We start from the raw sequence: 17,434 nt of genomic DNA, 5'->3' as shown, positions 1-17,434 counted from the left end.
CACGATCACAGCAACGCGTCCAGGCCGCGCAGGGCCGCGGCCACGGTCTGCCGGCGCACCGCGTCGCGGTCGCCCGGGAAATGAAACAACTGCGCGCTGGCGTAGCCGCCACGGCGCTTCCAGCCCAGCCACACGCTGCCGACCGGCTTGTCCGGCGAACCGCCGCCAGGGCCGGCGATGCCGGTCACCGCGACCGCGACGCTGGCGCCGGAATTGACCAGCGCCCCGGAGACCATCTCGATCACCGTCTCGCGGCTGACCGCGCCGTGATGCTCCAGCGTCTGCGGGCGCACGCCCAGCAACGCCTGCTTGGCCTCGTAGCTGTAGGCGACGATGCCGCAGTCGAACCAGGCCGAAGACCCGGCGACGTCGGTCATCACCTTGGCGATCCAGCCGCCGCTGCAGCTTTCGGCGGTGACCAGGCGCTCGCGCGCGGTGCGCAAGCGGTCGCTGAGCGCGGTGGCCTGTTGCAACAACTCCGAATCGGTGGGAAGCGTCATGGCACAGCTCGGGAAACCAGTGCGCTTTGTAGCCCAATTCGCCGTGGCTGTCGCGCCTGTGCGCGCCGGCGGATGGCCGGCCGTCAGCCAACGCGGCGCATGGGCCGCTGCCGCGCCGGCCCGCCCGTCGGCGTCGACCGTGGCGACGCCGACGCGACACTCAGCGCCGTTGCCACTCCTCCTGCTCGCGTGGAGGCAGCAGCGCGCGGATCGGCGCGCCGTCGGCGGCGGCGGCCAGGCGCTCGGCCTCGGTGATCGGAATGTCCACCTGCAGCAGCCAGCCATCCTCGTCGGCCTGCTCGCTGCGGATCACCTGCAACTGGTGCAACTGCGAGCGCAAGCGTCCGGCGCTGGGCGGCAGGCGCAGGCTGCCCTGCACGTGGCGCAGGCCCAGACGCTGGCCGAGCACATGCTGCAGCAGGTCCAGGCCGCGCCCGTCGCGCGCGGAGATCCACACCCGCTCGCGCCGCGCCGTGTCCGGCACGCCGTCCTGCGCGTCGTGGCGCACTTCGGCGCCGTCGATGCGGTCGATCTTGTTGAACACCAGCAACTGCGGCAATTCGCCGGCACCGACCGCGTGCAGCACCTCGTCGACCTGGGCGATGCGCTCCTCGCGCAGCGGGTCGGCCGCGTCGACCACGTGCAGCAGCAGATCGGCCTCGCGCGCCTCGGACAGGGTCGAGCGGAACGCCGCCACCAGTTCGTGCGGCAGGTTGCGCACGAAGCCGACCGTATCGGCCAGCATCGCATTGCCGCCGGGCAGCGCGATGCGCCGCACGGTCGGGTCCAGGGTCGCGAACAACTGGTCGGCGGCGTAGGCCTCGGCGCCGGTCAGCGCATTGAACAGGGTCGACTTGCCGGCGTTGGTATAGCCCACCACCGCGATCCGCGGCAGTTCGCTGCGCACGCGTGCACGGCGCATCTGGGTGTGCTGCACCTCGACCTTCTCCAGCCGCTTCTGCAACTGCTCCACCCGCTTCTGCAGCAGGCGGCGGTCGGTTTCGAGCTGGGTTTCGCCGGGGCCGCGCAGGCCGATCGAGCCGCCGCGCTGGCGCTCCAGGTGGGTCCAGCCGCGCACCAGGCGCGTGGCCATGTGCCGCAACTGGGCGAGTTCGACCTGCAGCTTGCCTTCGTGGCTGCGCGCGCGCTGGGCGAAGATGTCCAGGATCAGCCCGGTGCGATCGAGCACGCGCCGCTCCAGGAGCTTCTCCAGGTTGCGCTCCTGGCCGGGACTGAGCGCGTGGTTGACCAGCACCAGATCCGCGCCGCTGGCGTCGGCGGCGGCCTTGACCTCCTCCAGCTTGCCGCTGCCGATCAGCGTCGCCGGACTCGGCTTGTCGATGCGCGCGGTCACGGTGGCGGCGATGCTGGCACCGGCCGAGCGCGCCAGGTCGGCGAACTCCTCCAGCACATCGTCTTCCAATGGGCCGCCCGCGTAGGGCTGGATCAGCAGTGCGTGTTCGCCGCGGCGTGACCGATCAAACACCCGCGGCTCCGCGCTTGGCCACCGAACTACTCGACTTCATCATCACCCGCACTGCCACCTTCGTTCTGCTGCACATAACCGCCGCCGGGCCCCACGCGCACGTTGCGCGCCGGCACCACGGTGGAAATGGCGTGTTTGTAGACCATCTGGCTGACGGTATTGCGCAGCAGGACCACGAACTGATCGAACGACTCGATCGTGCCCTGCAGCTTGATGCCGTTGACCAGATACACCGAGACAGGGACCCGTTCGCGACGCAACGCGTTGAGGAAAGGATCCTGCAAGGATTGCCCCTTGGACATGCTTGACTCCCAAATTATTGTTTTTATGGTCCGGGACGGCACTGCAGCTCCCCTGCCGTGGTCCGGAACGTCGATGGTACACAACCGCGGGCGCCAGCGGCGCCGATCAGCCGAGGAAGTCGTCCAGCGCGGCCCGCAGGTGCCCGGCGTCGCGAGCGGGGTCGAACCAGCGCGCGTCCTGCTCGCCGCGCAGCCAGGTGAGCTGACGCTTGGCCAGCTGCCGGGTGGCGGCGATGGCGCGGGCGCGGAAGTCGGCCGCATCGCCAACGCCGTCCAGGTACTCCCAGGCCTGGCGGTAGCCGACCGCGCGCACCGCCGGCAATTCCAGCGGCTGCGCCACCGCCTGCATCCCGGGCAGCGTACGCAAGGCGCGCACTTCGTCGAGGAAGCCCTGCCCCAGCATCGCGTCGAAGCGGGCTTCGATGCGTCCATGCAGCACGGCGCGATCGGCCGGCGCCAGCACCAGTTTCAGCACCCGCAGCGGCAGCCGCGGCGGGCCCGGATCTGCCTGCCATGCACTGATCGGCCGGCCGCTGAGCCGGTACACCTCCAGCGCACGCTGGATGCGCTGGGCGTCGCCAGGACGGATCCGCTGCGCGGCCAGCGGGTCGATCCGCTGCAGTTCCGCGTGCAGCGCCGCCCAGCCTTCGGCCTGGGCCTGCGCAACCAACGCCGCACGCACCTGCGGGTCGGCCGCCGGCATCGGCGCCAGCCCCTCCAGCAGCGCCTGGAAGTACAGGCCGGTGCCGCCGGCCAGGATCGGCAGGCGGCCGCGGGCGACGATCGCCTCCAGCGCAGCGCGCGCGTCGGCGGCGAACTCGGCCGCCGAATAGGCCTGCCAGGGATCGCGCAGGTCCAGCAGATGGTGCGGCACCCGCGCGCGCTCGGCCGCATCGGGCTTGGCCGCGCCGATGTCCAGGCCGCGGTAGACCAGCGCCGAATCGACGCTGACGATCTCGCCGCCGCAGCGTTCGGCCAGGGCGATCGCCGCGGCGGTCTTGCCCGAGGCGGTCGGGCCCATCAATGCGATCGCGCGCGGGCGCCGGTCGGCCGCCATCAGTCCTCGTCCGGCCAGCGGATCGTCGCCGGGGACGATGTGGCCGCACGCGGCAACGGCACCGCCTGCAGTGCCTGCCAGACCTTCAGCGCGTCGACGGTGGCGGCGACGTCGTGCACGCGCAGCAGCATGGCGCCGCGTTGCGCGGCCAGCAGATGCGCGGCGACCGAGCCGGCCACCCGCTGCTCCGGCGCCTCGCGCCCGGTCAGCTCGCCGATGCTGCGCTTGCGCGACAGGCCGGCCAGCACCGGCACGCCCAACTCGACCAGCCGCGCCAACTGCGCCAGTAGCTGCAGGTTGTCGGCGGTGCTCTTGCCGAAGCCGAAGCCCGGATCGACCACAAGACGCCGCTTGTCGATGCCAGCCATCTCCGCAGCGAAGATGCGCTCGGCCAGGAACCGGTGCACCTCGCCGACCACGTCGTCGTAGCCGGGCGCGCTGCCGGCAGCGTAGGCATCGGCGGGCATATGCATCAGCACCACCGGTACCCCGAGTTCCGCGGCAACGTCCAGCGCGCCGGGCTGCCGCAGCGCCTGCACGTCGTTGATCATGCCGGCGCCGGCGGCGACCGCGGCGCGCATCACCTCCGGCTTGAAGCTATCCACGCTCAGCGGCAACGCGGTCTGCGCGGCCAGCCGCTCGATCACCGGGATCACCCGCCGCAGTTCCTCTTCCACCGGCACCGGCGTCGCGCCCGGGCGGGTCGACTCGCCGCCGATGTCCAGCAGGTCGGCACCCTCCGCGGCCAGGCGTAGGCCGTGCGCCACCGCCGCATCCACGCTGGCATGCGCGCCGCCGTCGGAGAACGAATCCGGGGTGACGTTGACGATGCCCATCACCCGTGGGCGATCGAGCACGAGCCGGTGGGCGCCGCACTGCAGGCTGGGCGAGGTGTCGAACATCGGCGGGTCTCCTGGTGGTGGCCGTGGCAGGCGGCGGGACGGCGCTGGCAGCGCCATGCTGCATCCGCCGCACACGCAGGGCGGCGGATGCATGCGACGGCATTTCCGCGGCACGCACATCGCATCGACGCGACGAGCTGCGGCCAGCGCAGCGCCATTGTCGCCCACGCGCGCGCAGGCGGCGAATCGGCATGGGCCGATGCGATCGGCCCCGCACCGCTGCCAACAAAAAAGCCAGGGATCGCTCCCTGGCTTTTCCGTGCTTGAAGCACCGACGCGCTTACACCTGCTCGGCAGGCCCGGCGATCGGCGGCAGCGGACGCGAACTGCCCTTGTCGTTATTGCCGCCGTCCTTGCCGGACCTGTTCCAGCCCATCGGCGGCGGCGGATCGCGGCCTTCCATGATCGCGTCGATCTGCGGCACGTCGATGGTCTCGTACTCCAGCAGCAACTTAGCCATCACGTGCAGCTTGTCCAGATTCTCGGTGAGGATCTGCGTGGTCTTCGCATACGCCTTGTCGAGGATCGACCGCACCACTTCATCGATGCGACGCGCGGTGTCGTCGGAGACGCTCTTGTGCTGGGTCACCGAACGGCCCAGGAACACTTCGTCGTCCTCCTCGCCGTAGGCGATCGGCCCCAACTCGTCGGACAGGCCCCACTTGGTGACCATGTTGCGCGCCATCTTGGTCGCACGCTCGATGTCGTTGGACGCGCCGGTGGTGACCTTGTCGGTGCCGAAGATCAGCTCTTCGGCGACGCGGCCGCCGTACAGCGAGCACAGCTGCGACTCGATCGCCACGCGGTTCATCGAGTACTTGTCGCCTTCCGGCAGGTACATGGTCACGCCCAGCGCGCGGCCGCGCGGGATGATCGTGACCTTGTAGACCGGGTCGTGCTCGGGCACCAGCCGGCCGACGATGGCGTGGCCGGCCTCGTGATAGGCGGTGAGCGTCTTCTCGTCCTCGCTCATCGCCATCGAGCGGCGCTCGGCGCCCATCAGGATCTTGTCGCGGGCGCGGTCGAAGTGGTCCATGCGCACTTCCTTGACCGACTCGCGCGCGGCGAACAGGGCCGCCTCGTTGCACAGGTTGGCCAGGTCGGCGCCGGAGAAGCCCGGCGTGCCGCGCGCGATCACCATCGGCTCGATGTCGTCGGCCAGCGGCAGCTTGCGCATGTGCACCTTGAGGATCTGCTCGCGGCCGCGCACGTCCGGCAGGCCCACCACGACCTGACGGTCGAAACGGCCCGGGCGCAGCAGCGCAGGATCCAGCACGTCCGGACGGTTGGTCGCGGCGATCACGATCACGCCCTCGCCGCCTTCGAAGCCGTCCATCTCCACCAGCAGCTGGTTGAGGGTCTGCTCGCGCTCGTCATGGCCGCCGCCCAGGCCGGCGCCGCGGTGACGGCCGACCGCATCGATTTCGTCGATGAAGATGATGCACGGCGCGTGCTTCTTGGCCTGTTCGAACATGTCGCGCACGCGGCTGGCGCCGACGCCGACGAACATTTCCACGAAATCCGAACCGGAGATGCTGAAGAACGGCACCTTGGCCTCGCCGGCGATGGCCTTGGCCAGCAGGGTCTTGCCGGTTCCCGGCGGGCCGACCATCAGCACGCCGCGCGGGATCTTGCCGCCGAGCTTGGTGAACTTGGTCGGGTCGCGCAGGAAGTCGACCAGTTCGCCGACTTCTTCCTTGGCCTCGTCGCAACCAGCGACGTCGGCGAAGGTGATCTTGATCTGGTCTTCGCCCTGCAGCTTGGCCCGCGACTTGCCGAAGGACATCGCGCCCTTGGCACCGCCGCCACCGCCCTGCATCTGGCGCATGATGAACAGCCAGAAGCCGATGATCAGGATGACCGGCAGGAAGTTCAGCACCAGCGACCAGAAGCCCGGGCCGTTGGCCGGCTTCTGCCGGGTCATCTCCACGTTCTTGCTGTACAGCACGTCGACCAGCTTGTCGTCGCGCGGCCCGTAGACCGTGCCCTCGCTGTTGTCGGTGCGCTTGAAGCGGATCGCGGTGACCGACTGCCCGGTGTCGTCGGTGAAGTCGACCGACTTCACCCGCCCGGCGTCCACGTCCTTCAGGAACTGCGTGTAGGTCACGGTGTCGCTGCCCGGGCCACCCGCGAGACGCGGCGAGAAGCTCTGGAACACCACCATCAGCACGACGGCGACGACTACCCACAACAGCAGATTCTTGGTCAAGTCGTTCATCCTCATTGGCTCCGGTGTCCCTTCAACTCTGTCTCGATGCGTGGCATTGCGGATTCAGCCTTGCGTTCAGCTTACTTGATCTGGGCGCGCTTGCCCTGTCCGAGGGCGTAGACCTCCGGCGAGCGCTTGCGCGACGCGGCCGGCTTGCGAATGGTCACCTTCTCATAGCGGCGGCGCATGTCGCGGATGTAGTCGTCGAACCCCACGCCCTGGAACAGCTTGATCAGGAACGCACCATTCGGCTTCAGGTGGCTGTCGGCGAACGCCATCGCCAATTCCGCCAGATGCATCATCCGCGGCTGGTCGACCGCATCCATTCCGCTCTTATTGGGGGCCATATCCGACAGCACAAGGTCTACCGGGGTATCGCCCAGCATGGCCTCGAACTGCGATAGCACCGCGTCCTCCCTGAAGTCACCGTGAAGGAACTCCACGCCGGCCAGCGGCGGCATCTCCAGGATGTCCAGGGCCAGCACCCGGCCGCGGTCGCCCATCGACTTGCGCACCTGCTGCGACCAGCCACCCGGGGCGGCGCCCAGATCGACCACCACCATGTCCGGCTTCAGCAGCCTGTCGCGCTGCAGCAGCTCCTCCAGCTTGTAAGCCGCGCGCGAGCGCATGCCTTCGGCCTGGGCCTTCTTCACGAAGGGATCGGCGAAATGTTCGCGGAGCCAGCGTTGGCTGCTTTTGCTGCGGGTGGCCATGGACGCACGGTCGGAAGGGGCAGCCATGATACCCTGATCGCCCTTGCCAACCCTGCTCCCACCTGCATGTCGATCAGCCTGACCTCGGCCCAGAACCGCTTCCTGCGCGGCCTGGCCCACGACCTCAAACCCCTGTTGCAGATCGGCAGCAAGGGCGTCACCCCGGCCTTCCTGGCCGAACTGGACGAGGTGCTGGAGCGCCACGAACTGGTCAAGGTGAAGGTCGGCGGCGACGACCGCGAGGCCCGCGACGCCGCCATCGGCAGCCTGGTGGAGCAGTCGCACAGCGCGCTGGTGCAGCGGATCGGCCACACCGCGATCCTGTATCGCCCGGCCAAGGAAGACCGGCAGATCGTGCTGCCGCGCGCCTGAGCGCGCCTCCGGTGACCCCATGCAACTGACCCAGGACCTGCCCGACTACGCCTACGCCCTGCGCATGGCCGACGGCCGCCAGGCCAAGGTGAACGACCGGCTGCTGACGCGCAGCTTCATCCTTGCACCGGATACCCTGGTCGAGGACTGGCAGGCACTACCGGCCGGCGACCTGCAGCCGCAGCATCTGCAACCGCTGCTGGAACTCAACCCGGCCCTGGTGATCCTCGGCACCGGCGAACGCCAGGTGTTTCCGGCCGCGGCGGTGATGGCGCTGTTCCTGACCCGCGGCATCGGCATCGAGGTGATGAACAACGCCGCCGCGGCGCGCACCTACAACGTCCTGGCCGCCGAAGGCCGGCGCGTGGCGGTCGGGTTCCTGCTCGAAGGTTGAGGCGGAGCATGCCTGTGGACTGCGGCCCACGCAGTCCGCTGCCGTGCTTTCATCTGGGCTGCTTGAGCCGCAAGCGGACGTCGCCGACGGCGCGGTCGCTCCTACAAGGACAAGATTGACGCGCCGCGGTGAATGTCCTGCTCGCCCGGTGTCGCCGTCGTGGCGCATGCGTGATCGAAGCCCTCAGCCGACATTCGCTGGGTAGGAGCGGCTTCAGCCGCGACCGGACATTCCTCGGCGCCTCCGGTCGCGGCTGAAGCCGCTCCTACAAACGCACCACAGATTGCGTACGCGCGCTGCGCCGGGCCGGGTATCCACCCACGTAACAACGCGGCCGGTTACTTCGGCGGCAGATACAGCAGCGGGTCGACCGGCTTGCCGTTGTAGCGGATCTCGAAGTGCAACATGTCGCGGGCCGCGCCGCTGTGGCCCATCTCGGCGATCTGCTGGCCGGCCTTGACGTTCTGGCCCTCGTTGACCAGGCGCTTGCGGTTGTGACCATAGGCCGACAGCCACTGTTCGTTGTGCTTGACGATGATCAGTTCGCCATAGCCGACCAGGCCGGCGCCGGAATAGACCACCACGCCGTCGGCCGCGGCGCGCACCGCTTCGCCGTTGCTGCCGCCGATGTCGATGCCCTGCTTGGTCGCCTCGCCGCCGACGAAGCGGCTGACCACCACGCCATCGGCCGGCCAACGCCAGGAGAAGCCGCTGCTGACCGGCGCCGGGGCCGGCACAGCCTGCGGCCGGGCCGCGGCGCCAGCACCAGCGCCGGATGTCGGCGGCGGCGTCACCGGACCGCTACCCGGTCGTGCGGCCACTGCCCCGCCCGGCGGATACAGCTTCAGCGACTGCCCCGGATAGATGGTGTACGGCGGCTGCAGGCCGTTCCAACCCGCCAGGTCCTGCGGCGTGATGTTGTTGGCGCGGGCGATCGCGTACAGCGTGTCGCCGCGGCGCACGGTGGCGCTGACGCCGGGCTTGGGCACGGAGACCCGCGGCGCCGAAGCTGCAGCGCTGCCGCGCACGGGAGTACCGCCGGGCGTGCGTACCACCGTGGCGCTGCTGCAGGCGCCGAGCGCCACTGCGACCAGCATACCCAGGCCGCAACGCAGGCCGTTCCGCACCACCCGATCGACGCTCATCCGACCTTCGCTCTCCATATGACCCACACCACCAGCAACGCCAGGATCGCCGAGGCGACCCAGCCGAGCGGCTCGATCCAGCGGCGCAACGCGGCTTCCGCGCGCGGCCCGCCGAGGCGGATCGCCCCGGCCACCAGGTACACGCGCTTGCCGCGCCCCACCAGCATGCTCGCCAGGAACGGTAGCAGCGGCACTCCCACGATGCCTGAGGCCCAGGTGAATATCTTCAGCGGGATCGGGGTGAAACCGGCCAGCACCAGCAGCCAGAAGGCGCGCCACGGCGACTCGGCGATGACCTCGCGCAGGTGGTTCACCTGCGCATCGATCTTCTGCGTCCAGCCCAGCCATTCGATCAGCGGCTGCACCGCGGCGAAGGCGAAATGACCGAGCAGGTAGCCGATCACCGCGCCGGCCAGCGAGCCGGCCAGGCTCAGTGTGGCGAACCACAGCGCGCGGCGCGGCTGCGCCAGCGACATCGGCGCCAGCATCACCTCCGGCGGCACCGGGAACACGATGGCCTCGGCGAAACTGAGCCCGGTCAGCAGGGCCGGCGCGCGGCGATGCCGCGACCAACTGATGGCGCGTTCGTACAACGGCCCGAAAATCTTCATCCAGTGCGGCTCCGAAAGGTCAATCCAGCATGCCCGACAGCAACGGGACGAAGGTCACCGGCGCCAGGACGTCTTGTTCGATCTGGCCGTCGGCCGCGCGGCGCAGGCGGATCAGCGATTGCGCGGACGGGCCGCCGACCGGCGCCACCAGGCAGCCACCCGGGGCCAGCTGCTCGACCAGGGCATCGACCAGCGCCGGTGCCGCGGCGGTGACCACGATCGCATCGAAGGGGCCGTGCTCGGGCCAGCCGATGCGGCCGTCGTCGTGCTTGCTGCGCACGTTCATGCCGAGCTGGCGGAAGCGCTTGCGCGCCTGCCGCAGCAGGTCGCCGATGCGCTCGACGGTATGCACCTCCAGGCCCAGCGCGGCCAGGATCGCCGCCTGGTAGCCGGAGCCGGTGCCGACTTCCAGCACCTTTTTCGGCGCCGCTTCCAGCACCGTTTCGGTCATGCGCGCCACCACCCACGGTTGCGAGATGGTCTGGCCATGGCCGATCGGCAGCGCGGTGTCCTCGTAGGCGCGCGAGGCAAGCGCCTCGTCGATGAACAGATGCCGCGGCACGGTGCGCACGGCGTTGAGCACGCTCTCGTCGCGAATGCCGGCCTCGCGCAGGCGCTCGACCAGGCGGTCGCGCACGCGCTGCGAGGTCATGCCGATGCCGATGGCCTCCGGCTGCAGGCGCAACCGCGGGGTCATGCCGGGCGGTCCAGCGCGGCGGTCAGGCCGCCGACCCAACTGGCGACCTTTTCCAATGCCTGGTAGCGGGTCAGATCGACCTGGATCGGGGTGATCGAGATGAAGCCGGTGCGCACCGCGTGGAAGTCGGTGCCGGGACCGGCGTCCTGCTCGCGCCCGGCCGGGCCGATCCAGTACACGGTGCCGCCGCGCGGGTCGGTCTGCGGCAGGCAGGGTTCGGAGCGGTGGCGATTGCCGAGCCGGGTGACCTCGAAGCCCTTGATCTCCTGCCACGGCAGGTCGGGCACGTTGACGTTGAGGATGGTGTCGGCGGGCAGCGGATCGGCCTTGAGCTGCGCCACGATCTCCACCGCCGCGCGCGCGGCGGTCTGGAAATGCTTGGGTTCGTGGTTGTGGGTGACCAGCGACACCGCCACCGCGGGCAGGCCGAGGAAGCGGCCTTCCATCGCCGCCGAGACGGTGCCGGAGTAGATCACGTCGTCGCCGAGATTGGCGGAATTGTTGATGCCGGAGACCACGATGTCCGGATCGAACTCCAGCATGCCGGTGAGCGCCAGATGCACGCAATCGGTCGGGGTACCGGCGACGCTGCAGGTGTAATGGTCGATGCGCTTGAGCCGGATCGGCAGATCCAGGGTCAGCGAATTGCTGGCGCCGGACCGGTCGCGGTCGGGTGCGACCACGGTCACTTCGTGGCCGGCGCCGCGCAACTGCTCGGCCAGCATGCGAATGCCGGGGGCGTCGACGCCGTCGTCGTTGCTCACTAATACGCGCATGGTGCTCCTCGAAAACCGGTGCATGATACCGGATGCGTCCGGTCAGGTCGCTGACGGCGGGCCGGCGCTCGCGGCGTTGACCTTCGCGCGGGACGCTGTAGGCGTAGCGCTTGGCGATCCCGACGCGACTACTGCGCGCAGGCAAGGCTGCGGCACCCGACGTGCAGGTGCTGGCGACGACGCCGCACTCACCTCAAACCGTGCGGCACGTTCTAAGCTGTGCGCATGGCGCATTCCGACGACGAAGACCCCGCCGCGCTGTTCCGCGCGGCCATCGGCAAGGTGGCCCCGCTCAACGCGACGCCGCCAGCCAATGCCAAGCCGCGCCCCAAGCCGCGCGCGCGCATGGCCGAGCGCGACGACGCCGAGGCGCAGGGCGAATTCCAGCGCCTGCTGCGCGATGCCGCACCGCTGGAAGCCGGCGATGTCGCCAGCTACCGGCGCGAGCACCTGCCGGCACGGGTGTTCCAGCGCCTGCGCAAGGGCCAGTTCTCGGCCCAGGACGAACTGGACCTGCACGGCGCCACTGCGGCGCAGGCCGAGGCGCTGCTGCGCCAGTTCCTGGCCGAGGCGCACGCGCACGAGTTCGGCTGCGTGCGGATCGTGCACGGCAAGGGCCTGCAATCGGGGGGCGTGCCGCTGCTGAAGAACCTGGTGGACCGCCTGCTGCGCCAGCGCAACGACGTGCTGGCCTTCCATTCGGCGCCGACCGCGCAAGGCGGCACCGGCGCGATGCTGGTGCTGCTGGCGCGGCGCTGAGCGGCACGCAGTCCCGGGCATAAAGGCGCTCGGCCCGGGGAAGCAAACTACGCACCGGCCAAGATCGCGGGCGCCGGATCGTCTCTACGCGAATCCTGCACCGCGCACCGACCTGTAAGGCCCGTGTAGGAGCGGCTTCAGCCGCGACCGGCGTGAACGGGAAAGCCCCGTCGCGGCTGAAGCCGCTCCTACGTCAGCGCATGCACGTGATGTCACGCGCACCAACGCCCCGCCCGACCCCGGCCCGGTCGGGCCAGGACGCCGGTTGCACGACCGACCACTTCCCATACGGGTGCATTTCAATTTTCGCGCGCTGAAACGTCTTGTCAGAGAGTACCGCCCCTCTGCGAGCCGAACGTGACCGAAGCAACCACCGACTTCTTCCTGCAACCCACTGATCTGATGGACGTTTCGGCGGGCGCCGCCGCGTTCGAAACGATGTCGGCTCCCCTGGCCCGGCCGGCGCCGTCGCCGTCCCGGTCGAGCGGCACGACCGCACCGCCCCGCTGGTGGCCGCTGTTCCTGGCGTCGTTTCAGGGGCGGACCGACTGGCACGGCAACCGCCTGCAGCGCGGGATCAAGGCGGCCAAGTACCTGCTGCGTGCATTGAGCATGCCGACCGAGCACGGCCGTTTCCTCGACGCACTGCGCCGCGACCCGCGGATGCGCGGCTACGCCGAGCGCGATCCGCGCCTGCTCGAGCGCCACCTGCACCGTTTCGTCAACACCCGCTGGAGCAGCGCGGAGCGGTTGCGCCACCTCCGGCAGCACTATCGACTGATGCTCGATCGCCTGCCCGCCGCGTTGTTCGATGCCATCTACCGGCAAGGCCAAGCGGACCTGGGGACGCTGCCATTGCAAGATGGCAGCGCGCTGACGTTGTCCCTGCTGCCGCCGGCGCCGATGAGTTGCGAGGGCGAACTGTGGCTGCAGCTCAGCGACACGGCGCGGCGCCCGCTGTATCGCCTGGTGCTGACCGTGACCAGTGACGACGCCCATCCGACTGTGCTGATCGGCTGCCTGCAAGGCCCCAGCGGCGGCGATGCCCGGGACGTGGTGCGGACACTCACCAAGCAGATGCATGGGCTGCGCCCCAAGCAACTGATGCTGGCGCTGGCCTATGCCTTCGCCGAGCGCATCGGTGCGCGCGGTATCCGCGCCATCGGCAATGCGGCGCATCCACTGCAGCGCAAGCGGCAGGTGTTCCTGGCCGACTACGACGCGTTCTGGACCGAACAGGGCGCCGCACCCGGCGCCGACGGCTGGTTCGAACTGCCGCCGACACCACCACGCAAGAGCGTGGCGGACGTGCCCAGCCAGCACCGCTCGGCGTTTCGCCGCCGCGAGGCGTTGCGGGCGCATGCGGAAGGTCTGCTGGCCGCGGCGCTGCCGGCCGCCTGCGGTGCGGCGTCGCGTGACGGCCAGTGAGGCTGGCTATACTGCCGCGGCCGCTTCCTTCCAGGAACACCAGCAGTCGTGAGCCGGGCCGAGCACACCGAGGGCGCGCCGTCGCCGGAGCAGGCGCCTGCGCACCACGTCGACGCGTTGTTCAAGGAACATCACCGCGCCCTGCTCGCCTTCCTGCACTGCAAGCTCGGCTCGATGGCGGACGCGCAGGACGTGGCGCAGGAGGCGTACATGCGCATCGTGACGCTTGAGCGCCCGGACACGCTGGCATCGCCGCGCGCCTACCTGTTCCATGTCGCCTCCAACCTGGCGGTGGACCGGCTGCGCATGCGCAAGGTTCGCGAGCATGCGGCCGTGGAGCTGCCGGAGCACGACCTGCCGCTACCGCCGATTCCGGAGCGGCACGCCACGGCCAGCGAGCAGTTGCGCGAGCTGACCCGGGCACTGAAGGAACTTCCCGCCAAGACCAGCCGCGCCTTCGTGCTGCACGTGATCGAAGGCAAGGACTTCGGCGTGATCGCCAAGGCGATGAACGTGAGCGAACGGATGGTCCGCTACCATGTGGCCAACGCGCTCGCGCATTGCCGCAAACGCTTCGACGAAGCGGAGATTCCGTAATGGACAGCGGCATCGAGCAACATATCCTCGAGGACGCCGCCCGCTGGTGGACCCTGCTGCGCGAACCCGACGGCAACGAGGACACTATCGCGCGCTGGCTGGACTGGACCGCGGCCGACCCGCGGCATCTGCAGGCGTTCGAACGGATCAACGCGCTGGGCGGCGACCTGGCAACGCTGGACGCAGCCGCGCGGGACCAGGTGGGACGCCAGTTCGCGCCGCCGCGCTCGCGCTGGCGGCCGCTGCAGGTGGCGGCCTGCGTGGGCGTGCTCGCGCTCGGCGGTGCCCTGGCCTGGCGGCAGCTGAGCACGCCGCCGGTCACCCAGGTCTACAGCAGCGCGAACAACCGCCACCGGGACATCGTGCTGGCAGACGGCTCGAAGATCGCGCTCGGCGGCGCGTCGCGGCTGAGCACCCGGTTCAGCGACGCGCAGCGCCACGTGGACCTGATCGCCGGCGAGGCCTTCTTCGAGGTGGCGCATCACGCCGGGCGTCCGTTCGTGGTCGACGCCGGCGGCGTGTCGATCCTGGACGTGGGCACCGCCTTCGATGTCAGCCGCGACGGCGAACGCGTCGAGGTCACGGTCACCGAAGGCCGGGTCCGCATCTACGGCGCCGGCCAGGTGCCGGCCGACGGCCGCGGCGGACTGGAAGCGGTGGCCGGGCAGCGGGTGTCCTACGATCCGGCCAAGCCGGCCCTGCAGGTCAGCCGGATCGACGTGGAGCAGGCCACCGCCTGGCGCGATCACCGGCTGGAATTCGTCGATACGCCGCTGGACACGGTGATCGCCAGAATCAACCGCTACAGCGACCGGCCGCTGCGCCTGGCCGACCCGGCGCTTGCGCGGCTGAACTTCACCGGCACCGTCGACACCCGGGCGACCGCGCAGTGGATCGAGGCCTTGCCGCAGGTCTTTCCGCTGCAGGTGCATCAAGGCAAGGACGAGATCGTGCTGAGCCGCCGTTAGGCGATGCGGGTCCCTCCCCCGGACCCGCCGAGGCGGTGGCCGCGCCGGCCCTGCACCGTGTCGGCGATGCCGCGCATGGCATAATTCGCGCTTCCGCTGGGGGGCGACGGGCAGTGCGTGGGCTGAGGCGACTGATCATCTGCGGCAGCCTGGCACTGCAGCTCGTACCCTGGAACCGTGCCCTCGCCGCCCCGGCGTCCGAGGCACGGCAGATCGCCTTCTCGATCCCGCCGCAGGCGCTGTCCACGGCGCTGATCGCGTACGGCAAGCAGGCCAACGTGCAGGTGCTCACCGCCAGCCCGACCCTGGCCGGGCTGCGCAGCGACGGGCTGCAAGGCGTCTTCACCCCGGACGCGGCGCTGCAGCACCTGCTGCAGTCGAGCGGCCTCGCCTACCGCGTGCTCGATGCGAACACCGTGGCCATCACGCCCGCCGCGCCGGCGCCGGCCGACCCTGCCGATGCCGCCGATGCGCATCGCGCCGGCACGCCGCCCAAGCTGCTGGAACAGGTCGATGCCGCGGCGCTGAGCGAGCGCGCCATGGGCGACGTGCCCGCGTACGCCAGCGACGCGCTGCGCTATGCCGCCGACTCCATCGCCGTGCCGCAGTCGGTGAACGTGGTCGCCCCGCATCTGTTGGCCTCGCAACAGGTGCGCACCGTCGCCGACGCCCTGCGCAACGTGGCCAGCGTGCAGCAGATCGAAAACCCGTTGCGCGCGCCGCTGTTCAAGATCCGCGGCATCTACACCGGCAACGGCATGACCGACGGGATGCCGAACAGCTTCGTCGGGATCGGCGGCTATCCGCCGATGATCGGCGTGGAGCGGGTCGAGGTGCTCAAGGGCCCGGAATCGATCCTCGGCGACAGCAACGGCGGCGACATGAGCGGACTGATCAACGTCGTCACCAAGCAGCCGCTGCGCAGGCCGCAGCGCGAACTGAGCTATGTCCTCGGCGACCGCGGCGACGTGCAGGCCGGACTCGATGCGACCGGGCCGATCGGCGCCACGCCGCTGAGCTACCGGCTCGTCGTCTCCGGCCAGCACGCCGATGCCACGGCGCAGGGCTACGGCCCACGCAACGCCGCCTACCTGGCGCCGTCCATCGCCTGGCAGGGCGACGACAACCGTCTGGTGCTCGGCATGCAGCGCGTGACCGACCGCGAGCCGGCCGCCGATCACGCACTGCTGCTGCGCAACCGCGTCTCGGCGATGACGCCCCGGACCTTGCGTCTCGGCAATCCGCAGGACCACACCGCCTACCGTACCCAGCGCGCCTACTACCTGTTCGACCAGCGGCTCAGCGACCGCTGGCAACTGCGCAGCCGCGGGCAGTACGTGCACCAGGCGGTCGACGCGCGCAACTGGGGCATGTTGTCGCCTTCGCCGACCGGCCTGGTCCGTGCCTATGCCGAGGCCTATCGCAACGAAACGGCGTATTACACCGTGCAGAACGACCTGGTCGGCAGCTTCGGCGACGGGCCGCTGCGGCAGACCGTGACCCTGGGCGTGGACTACACGCGCGCACGCCTGGGCAGCAGCGATTACTTCATCCGGATGCACCGCAACCGCTACGACGTCTTCGGCAACGAGCGGCTAGGGCCGGTGCACTGGCCGCATTCGCAACGCGGGATCCTGCATTACCCCGGCAGCCCCTGGTCGAGCCGCAGCGGCCTGCTGCTGCAGGACCAGATCAGCGCGGGCGAACGCTGGGACGTGTTGCTGGCACTGCGCCGCTCCGCGTACGAGATTTCCAACTACGACGCCAAGGGCAAGCTGCGCCAGTTGCGCCGGCGCCGCTGGGTGCCCAACGTCGGCGTGGTCTACAAGCTGAGCCCGGAGGCGTCGCTGTACGCCAGCACCATGAACGGCTTCGCGCCGAGCGCGGTGCTCGGCAGGAACGGCCGGCCGCTGCCGCCCGCGTTGTCGCGACAGGTGGAGGTGGGGGCGAAGGTCGATCTGTTCGACCACCGCGCCCGGCTCAACGTCGCGTATTACCAGATCACCGTCGACCGCAGCTTCGATCTGGTGCTTGCGCATCCGTCGTATTTCGCCAAGCCGATCGACAGCCAAAGCAACCACGGGCTCGACCTGGATTTCGTCGGCGCGCTCGCCCCCGGCCTGGAATTGAGCAGCAGCCTGGCGCTAGCCCGCATCGGCCGGCGCGACGGCACGCCCACCACCGGCGTTCCGCGCACGCGCTTCACCCTATGGAGCAGTTATCAGTTCCAGGACAGCCGCTGGAGCGGCTGGGGCGTGGCCGGCGGCATCCTGGCGCGCGATCACACCCTCGGCCGACGCCTGGCCGGCGGCTACTTCAAGATCCCAGGGCAGGCCAGCGTGGACGCGAACGTGTCCTACCACACCGAGACCTGGGGCGTGACCGTGGGCATGCGCAACGTCTTCGACCGGCGACTGTATGCCGACGAGTTCGACGAGACCTTCGTGCCGCTAGCGGATGGCCGCAGCCTGCTCCTGAGCGGCGCCTACCGGTTCTAGCACGCATCGCAGGACTTGCG

Annotated in this window: 18 protein-coding genes; 7 read left to right on the top strand and 11 right to left on the bottom strand. The window is 69.9% G+C overall.

Features of this window, described 5'->3' with window-relative positions:
• Window positions 1–5: 5 nt before the first annotated feature.
• The 7 genes from FHR66_RS07215 to rlmE form a co-directional block, all read right to left on the bottom strand.
• A complete protein-coding gene (locus tag FHR66_RS07215; RefSeq protein WP_048489001.1) occupies window positions 6–500 on the bottom strand; it encodes a CinA family protein in 495 nt (164 codons plus the stop codon).
• A 160-nt stretch (window positions 501–660) separates the two neighbouring features.
• Window positions 661–1,986: a ribosome rescue GTPase HflX gene (gene hflX / locus FHR66_RS07210; protein ID WP_160964905.1), complete on the bottom strand. Its 1,326-nt coding sequence runs from the start codon at window positions 1,984–1,986 to the stop codon at window positions 661–663.
• A 26-nt stretch (window positions 1,987–2,012) separates the two neighbouring features.
• A complete protein-coding gene (hfq, locus tag FHR66_RS07205; RefSeq protein WP_010341316.1) occupies window positions 2,013–2,288 on the bottom strand; it encodes an RNA chaperone Hfq in 276 nt (91 codons plus the stop codon).
• 106 nt (window positions 2,289–2,394) lie between these two features.
• Complete coding sequence (gene miaA / locus FHR66_RS07200; protein WP_167087611.1) at window positions 2,395–3,345, bottom strand: tRNA (adenosine(37)-N6)-dimethylallyltransferase MiaA; 951 nt, start codon at window positions 3,343–3,345, stop codon at window positions 2,395–2,397.
• Window positions 3,345–4,247, bottom strand: coding sequence for a dihydropteroate synthase (folP, locus tag FHR66_RS07195; protein ID WP_160964909.1), 903 nt, complete (start codon window positions 4,245–4,247; stop codon window positions 3,345–3,347). Before folP ends, miaA begins: the two co-directional genes overlap by 1 nt.
• 280 nt (window positions 4,248–4,527) lie before the next feature.
• Window positions 4,528–6,465: an ATP-dependent zinc metalloprotease FtsH gene (gene ftsH, locus FHR66_RS07190; RefSeq protein WP_160964911.1), complete on the bottom strand. Its 1,938-nt coding sequence runs from the start codon at window positions 6,463–6,465 to the stop codon at window positions 4,528–4,530.
• Between the two features lie 71 nt (window positions 6,466–6,536).
• On the bottom strand, window positions 6,537–7,169 hold the full coding sequence (gene rlmE, locus FHR66_RS07185) for a 23S rRNA (uridine(2552)-2'-O)-methyltransferase RlmE (protein WP_017910618.1): 633 nt from the start codon (window positions 7,167–7,169) through the stop codon (window positions 6,537–6,539).
• Window positions 7,170–7,235: 66 nt separating this feature from the next.
• Here rlmE and yhbY point away from each other — a divergent pair, with 66 nt between their 5' ends.
• On the top strand, window positions 7,236–7,541 hold the full coding sequence (gene yhbY, locus FHR66_RS07180) for a ribosome assembly RNA-binding protein YhbY (protein ID WP_160964913.1): 306 nt from the start codon (window positions 7,236–7,238) through the stop codon (window positions 7,539–7,541).
• 19 nt (window positions 7,542–7,560) lie between these two features.
• Window positions 7,561–7,935, top strand: coding sequence for an Mth938-like domain-containing protein (locus tag FHR66_RS07175; RefSeq protein WP_160964915.1), 375 nt, complete (start codon window positions 7,561–7,563; stop codon window positions 7,933–7,935).
• Between the two features lie 338 nt (window positions 7,936–8,273).
• Here the strand turns inward: FHR66_RS07175 and FHR66_RS07170 are convergent, their stop codons facing one another.
• The 4 genes from FHR66_RS07170 to surE are packed head-to-tail and all read right to left on the bottom strand — an operon-like array spanning window position 8,274 to window position 11,164.
• Window positions 8,274–9,080 (bottom strand): peptidoglycan DD-metalloendopeptidase family protein, encoded by an 807-nt coding sequence (locus FHR66_RS07170; protein ID WP_160964917.1) that lies wholly within the window; start codon window positions 9,078–9,080, stop codon window positions 8,274–8,276.
• Window positions 9,077–9,691, bottom strand: a complete 615-nt coding sequence (locus FHR66_RS07165; RefSeq protein ID WP_160964919.1) for a YqaA family protein — start codon at window positions 9,689–9,691, stop codon at window positions 9,077–9,079. The genes FHR66_RS07170 and FHR66_RS07165 overlap by 4 nt, the downstream gene beginning before the upstream one ends.
• Before the next feature lie 19 nt (window positions 9,692–9,710).
• Complete coding sequence (locus tag FHR66_RS07160) at window positions 9,711–10,388, bottom strand: protein-L-isoaspartate(D-aspartate) O-methyltransferase (protein ID WP_010341528.1); 678 nt, start codon at window positions 10,386–10,388, stop codon at window positions 9,711–9,713.
• Window positions 10,385–11,164: a 5'/3'-nucleotidase SurE gene (gene surE / locus FHR66_RS07155; RefSeq protein WP_160964921.1), complete on the bottom strand. Its 780-nt coding sequence runs from the start codon at window positions 11,162–11,164 to the stop codon at window positions 10,385–10,387. Before surE ends, FHR66_RS07160 begins: the two co-directional genes overlap by 4 nt.
• A gap of 225 nt (window positions 11,165–11,389) precedes the next feature.
• Between surE and FHR66_RS07150 the strand changes: the two genes are divergently transcribed.
• The 5 genes from FHR66_RS07150 to FHR66_RS07130 all read left to right on the top strand — a co-directional run bounded on the left by FHR66_RS07150 (window position 11,390) and on the right by FHR66_RS07130 (window position 17,414).
• Complete coding sequence (locus tag FHR66_RS07150) at window positions 11,390–11,923, top strand: Smr/MutS family protein (protein WP_160964923.1); 534 nt, start codon at window positions 11,390–11,392, stop codon at window positions 11,921–11,923.
• Window positions 11,924–12,280: 357 nt separating this feature from the next.
• The gene (locus FHR66_RS07145) at window positions 12,281–13,351 is read left to right on the top strand and encodes a DUF535 family protein (RefSeq protein WP_160964925.1); all 1,071 of its coding nucleotides are present in this window, start codon (window positions 12,281–12,283) and stop codon (window positions 13,349–13,351) included.
• A gap of 48 nt (window positions 13,352–13,399) precedes the next feature.
• On the top strand, window positions 13,400–13,948 hold the full coding sequence (locus tag FHR66_RS07140) for a sigma-70 family RNA polymerase sigma factor (protein WP_160964927.1): 549 nt from the start codon (window positions 13,400–13,402) through the stop codon (window positions 13,946–13,948).
• The gene (locus FHR66_RS07135; protein WP_160964929.1) at window positions 13,948–14,916 is read left to right on the top strand and encodes a FecR family protein; all 969 of its coding nucleotides are present in this window, start codon (window positions 13,948–13,950) and stop codon (window positions 14,914–14,916) included. The genes FHR66_RS07140 and FHR66_RS07135 overlap by 1 nt, the downstream gene beginning before the upstream one ends.
• A 113-nt stretch (window positions 14,917–15,029) precedes the next feature.
• Window positions 15,030–17,414 carry a TonB-dependent siderophore receptor gene (locus FHR66_RS07130; protein WP_343160657.1) on the top strand — a complete coding sequence of 795 codons (2,385 nt, stop codon included), beginning with the start codon at window positions 15,030–15,032 and terminating at the stop codon, window positions 17,412–17,414.
• The last annotated feature ends 20 nt before the right edge of the window (window positions 17,415–17,434 follow it).

The organism is Xanthomonas sp. F4, from assembly GCF_011761895.1.
Note: the sequence above shows the minus strand (reverse complement) of the source record. Positions and strands in the feature narration are given on the sequence as shown.

Excerpts from the sequence above, each read along its gene's own strand:
- FHR66_RS07215 (WP_048489001.1), bottom strand. The coding sequence starts at position 500 with ATGACGCTTCCCACCGATTCGGAGTTGTTGCAACAGGCCACCGCGCTC.
- hfq (WP_010341316.1), bottom strand. The coding sequence starts at position 2,288 with ATGTCCAAGGGGCAATCCTTGCAGGATCCTTTCCTCAACGCGTTGCGT.
- miaA (WP_167087611.1), bottom strand. The coding sequence starts at position 3,345 with ATGGCGGCCGACCGGCGCCCGCGCGCGATCGCATTGATGGGCCCGACC.
- folP (WP_160964909.1), bottom strand. The coding sequence starts at position 4,247 with ATGTTCGACACCTCGCCCAGCCTGCAGTGCGGCGCCCACCGGCTCGTG.
- ftsH (WP_160964911.1), bottom strand. The coding sequence starts at position 6,465 with ATGAACGACTTGACCAAGAATCTGCTGTTGTGGGTAGTCGTCGCCGTC.
- rlmE (WP_017910618.1), bottom strand. The coding sequence starts at position 7,169 with ATGGCCACCCGCAGCAAAAGCAGCCAACGCTGGCTCCGCGAACATTTC.
- yhbY (WP_160964913.1), top strand. The coding sequence starts at position 7,236 with ATGTCGATCAGCCTGACCTCGGCCCAGAACCGCTTCCTGCGCGGCCTG.
- FHR66_RS07175 (WP_160964915.1), top strand. The coding sequence starts at position 7,561 with ATGCAACTGACCCAGGACCTGCCCGACTACGCCTACGCCCTGCGCATG.
- FHR66_RS07170 (WP_160964917.1), bottom strand. The coding sequence starts at position 9,080 with ATGAGCGTCGATCGGGTGGTGCGGAACGGCCTGCGTTGCGGCCTGGGT.
- FHR66_RS07165 (WP_160964919.1), bottom strand. The coding sequence starts at position 9,691 with ATGAAGATTTTCGGGCCGTTGTACGAACGCGCCATCAGTTGGTCGCGG.
- FHR66_RS07160 (WP_010341528.1), bottom strand. The coding sequence starts at position 10,388 with ATGACCCCGCGGTTGCGCCTGCAGCCGGAGGCCATCGGCATCGGCATG.
- surE (WP_160964921.1), bottom strand. The coding sequence starts at position 11,164 with ATGCGCGTATTAGTGAGCAACGACGACGGCGTCGACGCCCCCGGCATT.
- FHR66_RS07150 (WP_160964923.1), top strand. The coding sequence starts at position 11,390 with ATGGCGCATTCCGACGACGAAGACCCCGCCGCGCTGTTCCGCGCGGCC.
- FHR66_RS07135 (WP_160964929.1), top strand. The coding sequence starts at position 13,948 with ATGGACAGCGGCATCGAGCAACATATCCTCGAGGACGCCGCCCGCTGG.